The sequence below is a fragment of the Candidatus Ruminimicrobiellum ovillum genome (genome assembly GCF_002392975.1).
Lineage (GTDB): Bacteria > Elusimicrobiota > Endomicrobiia > Endomicrobiales > Endomicrobiaceae > Ruminimicrobiellum > Ruminimicrobiellum ovillum.
In genome coordinates this window covers 1-16,300 of record NZ_DGIC01000007.1, presented here as the reverse complement: position 1 = coordinate 16,300, position 16,300 = coordinate 1, and the positions used below count along the sequence as shown (strand labels likewise).

General features: G+C 33.2%; 15 protein-coding genes and 4 tRNA genes. 17 read left to right on the top strand and 2 right to left on the bottom strand.

Annotation, left to right across the window (positions count from 1 at the left end; all coding sequences use genetic code 11):
• The first annotated feature begins 225 nt into the window (after nucleotides 1-225).
• The 4 genes from B2Y85_RS02380 to B2Y85_RS02365 all read left to right on the top strand — a co-directional run bounded on the left by B2Y85_RS02380 (nucleotide 226) and on the right by B2Y85_RS02365 (nucleotide 3,920).
• Nucleotides 226-831: an outer membrane beta-barrel protein gene (locus B2Y85_RS02380; protein WP_372518877.1), complete on the top strand. Its 606-nt coding sequence runs from the start codon at nucleotides 226-228 to the stop codon at nucleotides 829-831.
• Between the two features lie 209 nt (nucleotides 832-1,040).
• A tRNA-Pro gene (locus tag B2Y85_RS02375) sits at nucleotides 1,041-1,114 on the top strand.
• Nucleotides 1,115-1,187: 73 nt separating this feature from the next.
• The gene (locus tag B2Y85_RS02370; RefSeq protein WP_372518876.1) at nucleotides 1,188-3,251 is read left to right on the top strand and encodes an LTA synthase family protein; all 2,064 of its coding nucleotides are present in this window, start codon (nucleotides 1,188-1,190) and stop codon (nucleotides 3,249-3,251) included.
• Between the two features lie 27 nt (nucleotides 3,252-3,278).
• Nucleotides 3,279-3,920 carry a hypothetical protein gene (locus tag B2Y85_RS02365; protein ID WP_372518875.1) on the top strand — a complete coding sequence of 214 codons (642 nt, stop codon included), beginning with the start codon at nucleotides 3,279-3,281 and terminating at the stop codon, nucleotides 3,918-3,920.
• Here B2Y85_RS02365 and queA read toward each other — a convergent pair.
• Both queA and B2Y85_RS02355 read right to left on the bottom strand, forming a co-directional pair.
• Nucleotides 3,910-4,992 (bottom strand): tRNA preQ1(34) S-adenosylmethionine ribosyltransferase-isomerase QueA, encoded by a 1,083-nt coding sequence (gene queA / locus B2Y85_RS02360; protein WP_372518874.1) that lies wholly within the window; start codon nucleotides 4,990-4,992, stop codon nucleotides 3,910-3,912. The two genes, B2Y85_RS02365 and queA, sit on opposite strands and share 11 nt — an antisense overlap.
• Nucleotides 4,979-6,118: a SpoIID/LytB domain-containing protein gene (locus B2Y85_RS02355; RefSeq protein WP_372518873.1), complete on the bottom strand. Its 1,140-nt coding sequence runs from the start codon at nucleotides 6,116-6,118 to the stop codon at nucleotides 4,979-4,981. The genes queA and B2Y85_RS02355 overlap by 14 nt, the downstream gene beginning before the upstream one ends.
• Before the next feature lie 261 nt (nucleotides 6,119-6,379).
• On the opposite strand from B2Y85_RS02355, the gene B2Y85_RS02350 reads away from it, so the two are divergent.
• The 13 genes from B2Y85_RS02350 to B2Y85_RS02290 form a co-directional block, all read left to right on the top strand.
• Nucleotides 6,380-7,093 carry a hypothetical protein gene (locus B2Y85_RS02350; protein ID WP_372518872.1) on the top strand — a complete coding sequence of 238 codons (714 nt, stop codon included), beginning with the start codon at nucleotides 6,380-6,382 and terminating at the stop codon, nucleotides 7,091-7,093.
• Between the two features lie 11 nt (nucleotides 7,094-7,104).
• On the top strand, nucleotides 7,105-8,121 hold the full coding sequence (locus tag B2Y85_RS02345; RefSeq protein ID WP_372518871.1) for an acetyl-CoA carboxylase carboxyltransferase subunit alpha: 1,017 nt from the start codon (nucleotides 7,105-7,107) through the stop codon (nucleotides 8,119-8,121).
• Nucleotides 8,122-8,123: 2 nt separating this feature from the next.
• Entirely contained in the window at nucleotides 8,124-9,116 is a 993-nt protein-coding gene (fba, locus tag B2Y85_RS02340; RefSeq protein ID WP_372518870.1) for a class II fructose-1,6-bisphosphate aldolase, read from the top strand.
• A 105-nt stretch (nucleotides 9,117-9,221) separates the two neighbouring features.
• Nucleotides 9,222-9,512, top strand: a complete 291-nt coding sequence (locus tag B2Y85_RS02335; RefSeq protein WP_372518869.1) for a hypothetical protein — start codon at nucleotides 9,222-9,224, stop codon at nucleotides 9,510-9,512.
• Nucleotides 9,513-9,591: 79 nt separating this feature from the next.
• The gene (locus B2Y85_RS02330; protein WP_372518868.1) at nucleotides 9,592-11,016 is read left to right on the top strand and encodes an ATP-binding protein; all 1,425 of its coding nucleotides are present in this window, start codon (nucleotides 9,592-9,594) and stop codon (nucleotides 11,014-11,016) included.
• Between the two features lie 11 nt (nucleotides 11,017-11,027).
• Nucleotides 11,028-11,963, top strand: a complete 936-nt coding sequence (locus B2Y85_RS02325; protein ID WP_372518867.1) for a GGDEF domain-containing response regulator — start codon at nucleotides 11,028-11,030, stop codon at nucleotides 11,961-11,963.
• Nucleotides 11,964-11,987: 24 nt separating this feature from the next.
• Nucleotides 11,988-12,686: a response regulator gene (locus B2Y85_RS02320; RefSeq protein WP_372518866.1), complete on the top strand. Its 699-nt coding sequence runs from the start codon at nucleotides 11,988-11,990 to the stop codon at nucleotides 12,684-12,686.
• A gap of 56 nt (nucleotides 12,687-12,742) precedes the next feature.
• The gene (locus tag B2Y85_RS02315; protein ID WP_372518865.1) at nucleotides 12,743-14,884 is read left to right on the top strand and encodes a tetratricopeptide repeat protein; all 2,142 of its coding nucleotides are present in this window, start codon (nucleotides 12,743-12,745) and stop codon (nucleotides 14,882-14,884) included.
• A complete protein-coding gene (locus B2Y85_RS02310; RefSeq protein ID WP_372518864.1) occupies nucleotides 14,881-15,405 on the top strand; it encodes a hypothetical protein in 525 nt (174 codons plus the stop codon). The genes B2Y85_RS02315 and B2Y85_RS02310 overlap by 4 nt, the downstream gene beginning before the upstream one ends.
• Nucleotides 15,406-15,515: 110 nt before the next feature.
• Nucleotides 15,516-15,599: transfer RNA gene (locus B2Y85_RS02305), tRNA-Tyr, on the top strand.
• Between the two features lie 8 nt (nucleotides 15,600-15,607).
• Nucleotides 15,608-15,678: transfer RNA gene (locus B2Y85_RS02300), tRNA-Gly, on the top strand.
• 22 nt (nucleotides 15,679-15,700) lie between these two features.
• A tRNA-Thr gene (locus B2Y85_RS02295) sits at nucleotides 15,701-15,772 on the top strand.
• Nucleotides 15,773-15,819: 47 nt separating this feature from the next.
• On the top strand, nucleotides 15,820-16,300 hold a 481-nt coding region (locus B2Y85_RS02290; protein WP_372518412.1), incomplete at its 3' end, for a GTP-binding protein.

The following is a 16,300-nucleotide window of genomic DNA, read 5'->3' as shown; positions in this document are numbered from 1 at the left end:
TGCTGTTGCCTTGCCTAAATTCAAAATATTTCGTCACTCTAAAAATTTTTTTTTCTGCCCCTACATCTTTATGGCCAAAATTCTTTTCGTTTCTTCATCTCGCCTAAAATCTATTCTGTTTTTTTATGTCCTTACATTGTTTTTTGACAAATTTCATTCTTTTTTTTATAATAACGACAAGTTTAAGTAAGGAATTGCAGTAAAATTTATAAAAGGAGACAGTAAATGAAAAAAGGATTGTTGGCTTTGTTGTTGGCAGTAGCAATGGTAGCACCTGTATTTGCAGCAGAAAAAGGCAGTATGGAAATTAACGGAAAGATAGCTTATCTTATTAATCCTGAATTGAAGGTTGAAGCAATGGGGCAGTCTAGGACTATTGATTTTAAAGGGACATTTTCTTTGGAAGCAGATTTCTTCTACTATGTAGCAAAAGAAATAGCAGTAGGTGCCGGTTTGGAATATGTTTTTCCAAGCGAAATAGATGAGAGTTTTGTTCCATCAGAAATGGACTCAAAGTGCGGAAACACAAATATTTTTGTTCAGGCGAAATATGATATTGCTACAGAAAATGATATATTCAATAATGTTTATCCTTTAGTTCAATTAGGTTACGGAATAATAAATTTAAGTGATGATATGAGTAAAGGTTTTGATGTTAAGAACGGATTATATTGGGCTATCGGTTTAGGAACAACAATAAAAGAAAACTTTATAGTTGAATTATTATATGCTTTCAATTATGGAGAAGTTGAAATGAAAGGCGAAAGTATTTCTGCTGATGCGACATACAAAACCTTGAAATTGAAAGTTGGTTACAAATTCGCGATATAATTTATAATAAAAAACAATTAAAGCACAGGAAGAGTTTTCTCCCTGTGCTTTTTATTTTTTATTTCGGCGAAGCGATCCGGTAGTTGTCGCTTCCATACCTCTATACCTCCATACATCCAAGTCTCCGGCTTTTCTTTGTCGTTTCGGTTTGCTAAAAAAATAAAATTTTAGTATAATCTTTAGCCAAGTTGTACAAGTTTATAATGTTTCGGGGAGTAGCGTAGTTGGCTAACGCGCCTGCTTTGGGAGCAGGAGACCGTGGGTTCAAGTCCCGCCTCCCCGATTTTTTTTATTTCATTTCCAAATCAATAAAATCATTGTTCTAATATTTTTTAAATGCTATAATCTACTGATATATGGAAGAAAGATTTAATTTTAATGTTATATTAAACAGTTTTGTTTTTCTTATACCTATAAATATTGTGGTGCTTTTTTTTCTTTTTGTTTATAGGCTTTTTTTCTTTGTATACTTTGCCGACTTTTCCGCAATATCATCTTTAAAATTGTATGTTTTAAAAGCTTTTTGGATGGGTTTCAGGTTTGATTTATCTGTAGTTGCATATATAAATGCTCCAATAACATTGTTGTTTTTAATATGTTTGTTGTTAAAAAGTTATCCTTTCTTTAAGAAAATAATTTCTTTCATTAAATACTATTATTTTGCGATATTTACTTTAATGTTTTTGGCAATATTTGTAGATTTGGCTTTTTATGCTTATTTTAAAGATCACTACAATTTAATGATTTTCGGCTTTTTCGAAGATGATACTTTTGCTTTAATAAAAACCATATTGTCCGATTACAGATTTTATTTCCTTGTTATAGTGTTTGTTGTTTTGGCAATTTTTATATTTGAATTGTCTAAATGGACTTGCAAAGAACTTAAATATAACGAAAGAATATTTAACACATTGTATTGGCCTAAAACCAAAAAGTTTATAACTGTTCTTATAATATTATGCCTAAATTTTATTCTTGCCAGAGGCTCTTTTTCAATGTTCCCGTTAGGTCTTTTTTATTCACAAATTTCACCTAACCAGTTTATAAATAAACTTTGCGTAAATCCGATACACCCTTTGGCAGACACGATATATTTAAAAATTAAAAATGCAAAAAATGAAACAAGCCTGAAAGAAAAGTTTAAATATAAAAACGAAGATGAAATAATAAAAGATTTGTCTGTTTTATCGAAATACGGCAATGCAACCGATATTAATAATATTTTTAATAAAATAACAAACGAAAACAAAAGTTTGGAAACAAATAAGCCTAATGTAGTTCTTATAGTTATGGAAGGGTTCGGTGAAATGCCTGTTTTAAATAACAGTAAAGAATTCGATGTTATGGGAGAACTGAAAAATCATTTTGATAAAGATATCGTTTTCTATAACTTTTTGGCAGCCGGTTTTATAACTATTCATGCAATAGAATCTATAACATTGGGAATACCGCAAAGACCTTATGTAAACCAAATTACGCAGACACAAGATGCTTTTTGCAAGTTTGCAAGTTCAATGGTGTTACCGTATAAGAAAGCCGGATATCATTCAACGGCTTTGTATGGCGGCAGTATGACATGGAGAGATTTGGAAGGATTTTTTAAAGTGCAGGGATTTGACGATATTATAGGGGAAGGCAGTGTGCATGTAGATGCCAAAGACAGACATTCTTGGGGAATAAACGATGATAAACTTTTTGAATTGGTGGAAAAACATTTGTTTGATGAAGATGTAACGGAACCGAAATTTATTTATGCTATAACGACACAAACTCATCCTCCGTATAAAGTATCCGATGATTATAAACCGTTGCCTTTAACCGTTCCTTCAAGTGTGGGAAAGATGATGTCGTCAAAAGATTTAAATAATAAAAATCTGTTTAAAGTTTATCAGTATGCAAACAGACAACTTGCAAAGTTTATAACCGATGTAAAAAAATCCAAGTTTGCGGATAATACAATTATTGCCGTTACCGGCGACCATAATTTAAGAGAACTTTCGAATTATGTTCCGGAAGAAACTTTTGTAAGATATGCCGTTCCTTTTTATATTTATATACCTCAACAGATAAAAAAAGAATTGAATATTCAAAAAGTGAACACAAAAGTTTTCGGTTCTCAAATGGATATAATGCCTACTTTATATAATTTATCGTTATCATCGGCAACGTATACTTCGTTCGGAAACAATTTGTTTGATACCGAAGATAATATTGCATTAAATGTCGACGGAGTTGTTTTAAAAGAAAATGTTGCGATAAAGTATAATTTAGTTGACGATTCCATACAATCGTTTACCTTTGATAACAAAACAAAAAAACTTTCTTTGGTTGATAAAACCGAAGAACACGAGTTGTTAAAAAAATATTATAAAGCTATAATGACAATTAGCGATATATTTATAAAGTCCAATTCGTTATAATAAAAATTATAAGCGGGTTAAAAATTTATGAAAAAAAGCGGAATACTCTTTATTTTGTTTGCGGTTGTTTTCTTGGCAGGTAATTTGGTTGCCGCATCGCAACAAAGCCCGAATATAAAGAAAAGTACAAAAGAAAAAAACGGAAGTGTTGCCTATTTGGGATTGGAAAAGAGAGCGTCCGACGTTAAAACGACAGACAAAAACAAGAAAAATGTAAAAGATACCGATGTTAATGTTTCCGACAGCGAAAAAAAAGAAGAAACACCAAAGAGTGTTGTTTATTATATAACCGGCGGAGAAAATAAGTTAATAAACAGCAAATATAAAAGTATTTTTGATGTGGACGGAAGAGAATTATATAACTATTCGAAAAGTTTAGCCTTTACAAAATATCAACAAGCACAGGTAGATTATCTTGAATTGGAAAGAAGAAGCAAAATTTTTGCTTTGGATAGAGAAATTTCAATCAGAAGAAAAATGTTGGATGAAGAATTAGCCAACGATATGTATGATGTTTTTGTTGTTGAAGAAATAGCAAGAGAATTAAAAAATTTGGTTGTAGATAAAGAAACCGTAAATTTGAATATCGACAAAAAATTAAGATATGTTTTAGATAGTGAACAATATTTAAAATATAAACGGAAAAAAAAGCGTTTAGCTACTCGATAAACATAGAATCTCCGTAAGAAAAAAATCTATATTTTCGTTCAACAGCTTGTTTGTAGGCCGACAATATAAATTCTCTGCCGGCAAAAGCACTTGCCATCATTAACGGTGTTGAGCATGGCAAATGTAAGTTTGTAAACATCGCTTTAACTATTTTAAATTTATATCCCGGATATATAAATATTCCCGTTTGTCCGTTACAACTTTCTATACTTGTAAGTTCGTTGTCGGAATTATATTTACCCGTTAGGTTGGCTATTGTTTCCAAACTTCTAACGGATGTTGTTCCTACGGCAATTATTCTTTTTTTGCTTTTTAATGATTCATTTATTTTTATCGCATTTTCTTCATCTAAGATATATTTCTCGGGTAACATTTGGTGTTGTTGAATATTATCGGAAAGTATCGGTTTAAATGTACCCCAACCGACATGTAAAATTACATTTGCGATAGTTACACCTTTCTTTTTTAAAGAGTCCATTATTTCGTTTGTAAAATGTAATCCCGCCGTAGGTGCGGCAATTGCTCCCGCCGTTTTTGCATATATCGTTTGATAACGTGTTTTATCCAAATCAAAATATTTTTCTGCAAGTCCGTCTTTCCTTTTTATGTATGGGGGAAGAGGCATAAATCCGTGTTTTTCAAGTAACGATTGAACATCTTTTTTGTTAAATTCCACTATTTTGTTACCGTTTTCATCCGTGCCCGTAAAAGAACATTCATAACCGTCATCAAAATAAATTTTATGATCTTTTCTTATATTGGGTTTCAATAATACGGCATATCTCGGACCTTCCTGCGTTGGGTTTAAGAACAAAAGTTCAACTTTTCCGCCTGTGGATTTTTTGCCGTAGAGTCTTGCCGGTACAACTTTTGTAGTGTTTATTACAAGGCAGTCGTTTTCACCGAGAATATTTACAATATCAAAAAAATTTTTGTGTGTTATCGTTTGTTTTTCTCTGTTTAAAATTATAAGTTTTGAAGAACTTCTTTTTTCTGCGGGAACTTGAGCTATAAGTTCCTGGGGTATATCATAATTATAGTTTTCTAACAGTAAATCTTTATTTTGTTGCATATTTAATTTTCCCTACTTTTGTTTTCGGATAATAAAATTCCAATATTTGTTTATATGTAAAACCCTTGTCTCCCATAGCTTTTGCACCCCACTGACACAACCCGACTTTGTGTCCCCAACCTTTACCTTCGAATATAAAATTTTTATTTTTTTGTTTAATACTTGTTATTAAAGTACTTTTTATTTTATCTGCGGAAACCGCACATCTGAAAGTATAAGAATTTAATTTTAATGTTCCTTTGTAATGTTTTATTACAATTTCTTTTGCCGCTTTTGCCGTTGTTGTTCCGGAAGCGGATATTTTCTTTATTTTTCCTATTTTATGTCCGGCTTTTATAAGCTTTTCTCTTATCGTCGTTTCCGGCAGGGTTGTTGTCCATGTTTGGTGAGGATTATCTTTGCAATAATTGTCCTTTATACCTTTTAAATATTCGGGTGTTTCCGTTTTCCATTGCCAAACAAATTTCGGGTCTTCGGTATGTCCGGCACAAGAAGAATGAAAAAAAGTTTGTGCCGGCTCATCTTTATACAAAACAACTTCTTGCTTTGTATCATAAACGGCTTGGTTACAGTTTTTAGTTTCGCAGGATGCTCCGCCGTAAACTTGGCAATGAACTTGAGAACATATATCAAAACCTTCTTTTGAATGTCTTCCTATATTTTTTAAGGCATAAGTTCTGCTTATAACGGCTTGTGCTTTTAATGCTTCCGAATTCCAAGAGGCACTTGCTTCTTTAGGTAAAATGCCTTTCAAATAATCTTCCATTTTAAGCTCGTTTATGATATTGTTTCCTTTGGAAGAAGAATTTACTATTATATTTCCTCTGTAAATTTTGTTGTTAACCAAAAAACATTTTGAAGAAACAAATTTTATCGGCAATTTGTAGCTTTTGTTTAAAATTATAACTTCTTTATCTTTTATTTTTACATTGATTTTACCTGCCGATAAATAATACTTTTTATCGTTTGAAACAAAATAGTATTTTTTATCGCTGGCAACAGTAAACTCTTTTTGGTTAGACAGTATTCCCACCTTTATATATTCCTTATAATCTTTTGCATATAAATCGGCAAAAGAAAACAAGAAAATTATAAAAATAATAAAACCGAATTTCAAAATTTTCATATCAATAAATAATAACAGAAAAGATTTTTTTATTCAATAGCCGCAGAACCGCAATTTATAATTTACAATGTACAATGTACAATTGAATTTCCGATCTTGCAATTTTTCGCATTTGCTGTTTTTTATATCCATACCTCTATTCATCCAATCCTCCAATCTTCTAATCTTCCAATCTTCCGTTTTTTCGCCGTTTGGTTTGACAATAACTTCTAAAAAGTGATAATATAAAACATACTATATTTTAATAAAGAGGGTTTTATTTTGTTTAAAAAATTTATAATTGTTTGTTTGTTTATTACAAGTATTTGTTTATTTCCGAAAGGAGCACAGGCATCCACGATTACTTACCTTGTAGATACACCTACATATTCCATATTGGATTACGGGTGTTACGATGTGTTGTTTAGAGTATTTTCCGGCGGAGGGGTTCTTGCAAAATTAAATTTCGGAGTTTTTCAGATTTTAAACTTGGGTGTTTCTTGGGAACTTGGCAGCCTTATTGGCTGTTACGATGTTGTTGTTGCGGTTCCCGCTTTACAAGTAAAATGTAATATTTATTCCGGAGATGAAAAAATACCGGGTTTTGCGGCAGGTTATGACGGGCAAGGTTTTTTTTATGATAAAGATGACGGAGATTTTATTCAAAAAGGTAAAGGTATATATTTGGTAGCAGGAAAAGAATTGTTTTTTCCTACATTAAATATTAATGCCGGTATCAATATGAACGATTTTAAAAATCCCGGCATTTTGGGATTTATTAATGCTTCTTATGAAATAATAGAAGATTCGTTTATGGCAATGCTTGAATTTGACAATATCGGCGGCGGTAAAGACGGAAGATTAAATGTCGGTTTCAGAGTATGGATAACGGAAGATTTTGATATAGATTTTATACTTAGAAATTGTACAACTCCCGATCAAGACAGATTCGGTTGTGAAAGAATTTTAAAAATCAGTTATCAAAGCAGATTTTAAGAGGAATTTTAATGAGTGAGTTTTTATTGGATTTTGAAAAACCCGTAGTTGAACTTGAAAAAAAGATTTTAAGTTTAAAGGTTTCCGCGGAACACAGCAAAATAGATTTTTCAAGTGAAATTGCGGAGCTTGAAGAAAAAAAAGAAAAACTTAAAAAAGAAATATACGGTTCGCTTACATCTTGGCAAAAGGTTATGCTTGCCAGACATCCCAGCAGACCTTATACCCTTGATTATGTAAAAATCATATGCGAAAACTTTGTTGAATTGCACGGAGACAGAGCTTTCGGGGACGATCCGGCATTGGTTTGCGGGCTTGCAACAATAGATAACAAACCGGTTGTTGTGATAGGTCATCAAAAAGGCAGAACAATCCAGGAAAATATAGACAGAAATTTCGGTATGGCTCATCCTGAAGGATATAGAAAAGCTTTAAGACTTATGAAAATGGCGGAAAAGTTTAACAGACCTATTATAACCTTTATAGATACTGCCGGAGCATATCCTGGAATAGCTGCGGAAGAAAGGGGACAAGCCGAAGCCATAGCAAGAAATTTAAGGGAAATGTCTTATTTGGAAGTTCCCGTAGTAAGCATAATTATCGGTGAAGGCGGTTCCGGGGGAGCAATAGGTATAGGAGTTGCAAATAAAGTTGCAATGCTTGAAAATGCATATTATTCCGTTATTTCACCGGAAGGTTGTGCGGCAATACTTTTCAGAGATGCTTCAAAATCAAAAGAGGCAACGGAAGCATTGAAAATTACCGCAAAAGATCTTTTTAAAAACGGTGTTATCGATGAAATAATAAAAGAGCCCGTAGGCGGAGCTCATGTTGATGCGGTGGAAACCGCAATGAATATAAAAAGATTTATAAATAAATCTCTTACAAGTTTATCAAAAATGTCCAAACAGGAACTTGCCGATGACAGATACGATAAGTTTAGAAAAATGGGCGTTTTTGAAGAAGAAACAATAAAAAATAAAAAAGCAAAAAGTAAAAAAAATAATACAAAATCGAGGAGGAAGTAAAAATGGCATTAGTACCAATGAAGCAAATTTTGGAAGAAGCAAAGAAAAAAGGTTACGGTGTTGGAGCTTACAACGTAAACAACATGGAACAAATTCAAGCTATTATGGCTGCAGCACAAGAAACACAATCTCCTGTAATTATTCAGGCAAGCAGAGGAGCATTAAAATATTCCAATTTTACATATTTAGGATATTTGATGAAAGCAGCAGTTATAGAAAATCCTACAATTCCTGTTGCAATGCATTTGGATCACGGAAATTCATTAGACAGTGCAAAAAAAGCTATTGATTTAGGCTTTTCTTCAGTTATGATAGACGGTTCATTAAAAGAAGACGGTAAAACACCTTCGGATTATGAATATAATGTTAATGTGACAAGATCTGTTGTTGAATATGCACACAAATATGGTGTTACCGTAGAAGCTGAAATCGGAAGATTAGGCGGAATCGAAGACGGAGTAGGTTCGGGTTCTGCACACATTACAGATCCTCAAGAAGCATTACAATTCGTAAAAGATACCGGAGTAGATGCTTTGGCAATCGCTATCGGAACATCTCACGGTGCATACAAATTTAAAGGTGCTAAAGTTTTGGCGTTTGATGTTTTACAAGAAGTTAGAAAACTTATTGACATTCCTATAGTTCTTCACGGAGCATCATCCGTTCCTAAAGAATTAATAGATGCAGTAAATAAATACGGCGGAAAAATGCCGGGTGCAGAAGGTGTACCAATGGAACACTTACAGAAAGCAATTAAATTGGGTGTTCAAAAAATCAACGTTGATACCGATGGAAGACTTGCAATGACAGCAACAATAAGAAAAGTATTTACGGAATCTCCTGAAAAATTTGATCCGAGAGATTATTTAGGCCCTGCAAGAACAGCATTACAAGGCTTAATCGCAAGCAAAATGAAAGCTTTCGGAACGGCAGGACATGCAAGTGATTATGCTCCTTTGACTTTGGAAGATATGAAAAAATTTTATAACAAATAATTTAAAAATCAACAAAAATTGTTGACAATAAGAAAAATGTCTGTTATAATTATTTCATAAATGAATAAGTTTTTGATGTAAAAAAAATAAGGGGGAATTTCAGTTATGGCAAATTATGAAGTTAAAAGTGTTGGTGTTGTATCTTTGATGAAGAATTTTCCGATAGTATTTGCTATTCTCGGAGCATTAATCGGAATATTTACATTCTTCATTTTTCCGACAGACTTGGCAGCAAATTTAGGTTTTGGTCCGAGACTTCTTTCATGGTGTATATTTATAGTTCTTTACACAGCTATAATGTCAGTTGGTGTAGTAGTTGTTGCATTCATCTATAATTTTGTTGTTGGAAAATTCGGAAAGGGTGCAGTTATTAATTTAGAACAATCAGAAGAATAATTTTTATAAAAGCTAGTTTATCATAATTTCTTATGTTATGGTAAACTAGCTTTCAATTTTACTACAAGAAGGGTATTTAATGAACCTCAGAGCCAAGTTTACCCTATATGTATCATTTCTCTTATTAATAGTTATTGTTGCCGTATCATATAACATTTTTACTACACAAAAAAAATTTTTAACACAACAGATTTCAGAAAACAGAACAAAAGCTTTTCAAAGTTTTGTTTCTATGTGCAATGAAGCAATAAAAGTAAAAGATGATAATCAAGTCGATAACGCGGTTAAGTTGTTGGTATCGACATATAAACCTTCCGTAGTTTATGCAGGATACATAAATTCCAATAATGTTGTTATGTTTTCTTCAAGAGATGAAGACAGAAATATAGATTCCGTACTTAAAACAAGAATTAAAAAAGCAAATAAAGATTATATTGAAACATACTCGTCGTTAGCGGGCGAACAAATTTGCGAATTTGCCACACCGTTTTTCTTTAACGGAGAAAATGTAGGAACTTTCGTCGTCGGTTTTTCTCAAGATATTATGAAAAAACAAATAGACGATGCAATTTCCATGATGTTATCCAAAATAAAAACAATAGTTATAATAACTATTATTTTGGGTATTTTATTGTCTTATTTCCTTAGTTATACTTTTACCAAACCTATAAAAATGCTTACAAATGCCGCAGAACAAATAACCAAAGGAAATCTTGATGTGGAAATCAAAGTTAACAGAAAGGACGAAATAGGGAAACTTTCTGATACTTTTAATAATATGGCCAAACAGATTAAGGAACTTGATTCAATGAAAGATAGTTTTGTTTCCAGCGTTTCTCATGAATTGAGATCTCCTCTTTCCGCAATAGACGGATATTGTGATTTGTTAATAGATTGCGTAGATAAAAATTATTCTAAAGAACAAGAATTGAAAGGATTAAAAATAATAAAACAGGCAACGGTTCGATTAACTAATTTTATAAACAATATTCTTGATTTGGCAAAAATGAAAGCAAATAAACTTGAAGTTAAAATGGTCAGTGCGGATGTAGGGCCATTGATAGAAGAAATAGTTTCTTTGTATCAACCGTTGGCAACACAACAGAAAAAGAAAATTTATGCTGAAATAAACGGCACAATTCCTAAAGTAAATATTGATGTGGAAAAAATAAAGCAAGTGATAACAAATCTTGTAAGTAATGCAATGAAATTTACAAAGGAAGACGGAAGTGTCGGAGTAAAAGCTTTTCCGAATTCCGGCGGTTACGGTAACGATTTTATAGAAATTTGGGTTCAGGATGACGGTGTCGGTATTCCGAAACAGCAGGTGGATTTGGTTTTTCAAAAGTTTTATCAAGTTCAGTCCGGAGAATTTAAAAGACCGAAGGGAACAGGGCTTGGGTTAACAATTGTTTTTGAAATGATAAAATTACATAAAGGTTATGTTTGGGCCGAAAGTGATTTGGGTAAAGGAACAACATTTAAATTTGTTTTACCTAAATAAGGAATTTTAAAATGGCATTTACAATTTTGGTAGTGGATGACGAGTTGTTATTGAGAGAAATGTTGAAAGACATTTTTACCATAGCCGGATATAATGTTATAACTGCGGAAGACGGTAAAGAAGGCTTGGAAATGATAGAAAAACATTTGCCGGATTTTGTTATATTGGATGGTTCCATGCCGGTTATGGACGGTTTTGAAACATTGGCACAAATAAGAAAAAATCCCAAATTTATAAATTTGCCGGTTATGATGTTTACTGCATTATCGGGAGAATCCGAACAGATAAAAGGATTAAATTTAGGTGCGGACGATTATATAACAAAACCGTTTAAAACTCCTATACTTCTTACAAAAGTAAAAAATATTTTAGACAGAAAAAAGAAAAGTATGGATGTAAATCCGTTAACATCGCTGCCGGGCAATTTGTCGATACAGGAAAATGTGGAAAAAAGAGTTGCGGCCAAGACTCATTTTTCTTTGTTGTATGTCGATTTGGATAATTTTAAAAGTTTTAACGATAAATACGGTTTTTATAACGGAGATGAAATTATTAAATTTACGGCGGAGTTATTACAGAAAACCGTAAAAAAATACGGAGCGATATCGGATTTTATAGGTCATATCGGCGGAGATGATTTTGTTATTATTACCGAAACCAATAACAGTATTATTTTAGCGGAAAATATTATTAAAGATTTTGATAAAGAGATACTTAAATTTTACAATGAAGAAGATTTGAAAAACGGATTTATTGTTTCTACGGACAGAAACAATAATGTTCAAAAGTTTCCTATAATGACTATTTCCATAGGAATAATTACCACGGATGTTGCTCATTTGGTACATTTTGCCGAAATTTCAAAGAGAGCTTCGGAACTTAAAAAGTTGGCAAAGAAAAACAATAAGAGCTCGTATGTTTTTGAAAGAAGAAAATATAGCAGATAAAGTTTAATTCTAAAGAGGATTTTAATGATAGAAAATAAAATTGTCATCGTTGATGATGAAGAAAGTATCAGAGAGTTGGTCGGCGATTTATTGGAATCCGAAAATTTTAAAGTTATAAAGTGTGCCGATACGGATGAAGGATATAAAAGAATATTAAAATCAAAACCCGATTTGGTTATTCTTGATGTTAAAATGCCGCAGATAGGCGGTATAGAGTTATGCAGATTGTTAAGAGAAAATGTAGAAACAAAAAATATTCCCGTAATTATGTTAACCGTCGAATCTACCGAGACCGATAAGGTTATAGGTCTTGGTGTCGGTGCCGATGACTATATAACAAAACCTTTCAGTAACAGAGAACTTGTTGCAAGAATAAGGGCTTTGTTGAGAAGAGTTTCGAGAATAGATGATAAAAATGTCAGCATTGAAGTTGATGATTTGGTTATGAATCTTGAAGCAAGAACGGTAACAATAAAAGGAAAAGAAATTAAATTGAGACCTAAAGAATTTGATTTGTTACATATGTTTTTGTTGAAACCGAATGTCGTTTTAAACAGGGACTATATCTTGGAAAATGTTTTTGACTACAATATAGGGGTTACAACCCGAACCATAGATACTCACATCAAAAATTTAAGACAAGCTCTCGGAAGTTGGGGAGATAAAATCAACACCATTTTCGGAAGAGGCTTCAAGTTTGTCCCCAATGTAAAGAAAAAATAAAATTTTGTATAATATATAAAATACATTTAAAACAGAACTAAGGATATTTTAATAAGATGTATATAAAAAAATTAACAGCCGTAATACTTGTTTTAAGTTTTATTGTTTTACCGTTTCAAAATGTTTTTGCTACCGGTAAAGTATTTTTATTAAATCCCGATCCTGTAACTTCCGCTATGGGGGATTCCGGTGTTGCATTAATGTCTTCATATGCAACCGGTGCGAACATAAACCCCGCTTCAACCGTAGGAGTTTACAGAACCGTTGCTACACTTGCCGTATCAAATATCACGGGAAATATCCAATACGATTACGGAAGTATTGCATTTTTAAGTTCCATAGGTGTGTTCTGCGCGGGAGTAATGTATGTTGATTATCAAACCGGAGATTATTTGGATAATGTAGGTAATGTTATAAACGATTTAGGTCCTACTTACGATATATCGGCGGTGTTAACTTATTCGTTTCCGTTAAAAAGGTTTCTTCCTACTTTTATAGATTACGGGGGATTCGGTGCGAGTTTAAAATTTATAAGAAGTTCGTTAGCCGACTACATCTCCGAAGCGGTAGCTTTTGATTTCGGAGGACTTTTTGCCGTGCCTATGGTTGAACATTTGAGTTTCGGTTTCGCTTTTAAAAATTTCGGAACAAATCAAAAGTATGTTAAGGAAAATTTTAATTTACCGCAAATGTTTACTTTAGGTTTGGGTTTTACATATGAAGATTTTTATAATGCGAAAATCGCACTTGATTTCAACAATATGAAAGATTATGAAAATTTTACAAGTATCGGTCTTTCGTTTAATCCGGTATATTTTCTTGCTTTTAGGTTTGGTTTAAAACTTGGCGGAGATTCTATTTTTAACAACACGAGATTCGGTGTCGGATTACAATTTAAAGGTGTAAATTTTGATTATGCTTTTATTCCTACATCGGATTTAAATGCAACGCATCAGTTTAGTTTAAGTGCGGCTTTCGGTAATTTTTCCGATCAAAAAAGAGCATATGAATATTATTTGGATAATCATTTCAGAGAAGCGGAAGCAAGTTTTTTTGCCAAAGATTTTGTAAAAGCAAGAGAACAGTTTGACGATATTTTGGCTGTTTATCCGGATCATGCTCCGTCTCAGGAATATTTAAGAAAAACAATAGACGAACTTGCAAAAATAGATGATTACAATTTGGATAAAATCAGCAGATATATGAAAAAAGCCGACAAAGCGCTAAAGAAAAACGATGTTGTCACGGCAGACAAATATTACAGGAAGGCATTGGATCTTGATCCTACAAATAAGACGGCAAAATACGGTATAGAAAAAGGTGAGGTTGCAACACATAACGTTAAAGTTGAACAGGAAAGAGCCGAAAACAGCGAAAGAATAGAATATTTGTGGTCAAGATATGAAAAATTTTATAAAAAAGGTGATTTGGTAAGAGCCAGAGACTCTTTAAAATATTTGCTTGATATAGATTCCGAAAATGCTTTAGCCAACGAAAAAATAGTAAATCTCGATAATCAGCTCGCAAAAGTTGCATCGGATAAAGCAAGTGAAATTTATAATCAAGGTATGAAATATTATAAAGACGGTGAATATGACGAGGCAATAAAATATTTTGAAGCTGTTATTGTTGCCGCTCCGCACAGACTTGATGTTCAAGAGTTAATTGAAAAGGCTCAAAAAAATATTCAGGAAATTGCAGAAGCCGAAAGACTTTCTGCATTGGAAGAAGAACAGAACAAGGTTAGGGGACAATTGTACGAAGCCTATAATGCAGGTTTGAAATATTATCAGAAAGGCAAACTTGAAAATGCCGTTAAGAGTTTCGAAAAAGCTAAAACTATTGCGGAAAAGTATGAGTTTGAAGAATATTATAAAAATGCCAGAAACTATATATCTAAAATCAGTGCGAACTTGTCGGAAAGATTTTATAAACAAGGTTTTGCCGCATTCAGGAAAAACGATTTTGAAGGAGCGGCAAGTTTGTATAAAAAATCATTGGAATATAATCCCGGTAACACTTCAGCTAAATTTGAGTTGGATAGAGTTGCCGACCAAGTTGCACAAAGTTTTTATGAAAAAGGTATGACGGCATACAGTAAAAACGAAATGGAAAAAGCAAGAGAATATTTCAGAAAATCATTGTATTACAGACCGAATAAGATTGAAGCACAAAGAGCTTTGGAAAGAGTAAGATGATAAAAAAAACAGTTTTATTTTTCGTGTTAATGTTGTTTTGTGTTCCGATATATGCTAAAGCTAAATTAAAAGTTTATCCCAACCCTTGGATTCCGGAATCGGGGAAATCTTTAAGTACATCTATGGGTGATGAAAAAAAACATGGTTCATATACCGCTGACGGTTGGATAAAATTCGAAGGTGTTGCGGAAGGTATTCCGGACGATCAAATTATGAGGCATGGCGGAACTTTGAGAATTTATGATATTACCGGTCATCTTATAAGATCCAAAAGGTGGACAATAGAAGATGAAAGTAAAATTCCTTTACCCGAGACGAGTCATGAACTTACTCCCAAAAAGCCTGAAGGTGCGGGGGACGATTGGTGGCCGCAGCCCGAGGATTTTCAAAGAAATTTGCATATAGTTCATTGGGATGGCAAAAACAACAATTATGAATATGTTGAAAGCGGTGTATATATTTGGATTATAGAAGAAGATAACGGCCATAAACATGATGGTAAAGTAGTTGTTATAAGATAGTATAAAATATAAAAAATAAAAAAGCAGTTGACTTTTATTTAGTTTTTATATAAAATCTTATAAACTCTCTATTTTGAGAGTTGTTCTTTTTTTAGTGTTTAAAAAGTTTTGGGGGTGTCGCATAGCGGTCTAGTGCAGCAGACTGTAAATCTGCCGGACTTTGTCCTTCGGTGGTTCAAATCCATCCGCCCCCATTTACTGTGCGGGAGTAGCACAGTGGTAGTGCTCCAGCCTTCCAAGCTGGCCATGCGGGTTCGATTCCCGTCTCCCGCTCTTTTTATTTCTATCTGAGTTTGCCGAGGTGGCTCAGTGGTAGAGCACCTCCTTGGTAAGGAGGTGGTCGTGGGTTCAATTCCCATCCTCGGCTTATTTTTATATTAAATTAGTACCAATAAAATTGGGAGGAAGAATAAAATGGCAAAAGAAAAATTTGACAGATCAAAGCCACATGTAAACGTAGGAACAATAGGACACGTTGACCACGGTAAAACAACCTTAACAGCAGCAATAACAAAGGTATTGGGCGATCAAGGCTTAGCAGAATATATACCTTACGATACAGTAGCAAAAGCATCGGAATCACAAGGAAGAAGAGACGATACAAAGATTGTTACAATAGCAGTAAGCCACGTAGAATATTCAACAAAGAACAGACACTATGCACATATCGATTGTCCGGGACATGCTGATTATGTTAAGAACATGATCACCGGAGCAGCCCAGATGGATGGAGCAATCTTGGTAGTAAGTGCATTGGACGGACCGATGCCACAAACCAGAGAACATATCTTGTTGGCAAGACAAGTAAACGTTCCGAACATAGTAGTATTTTTGAACAAATGCGATGCAGTAGAAGATAAAGAATTGTTGGACTTGGTAGAAATGGAAGTAAGAG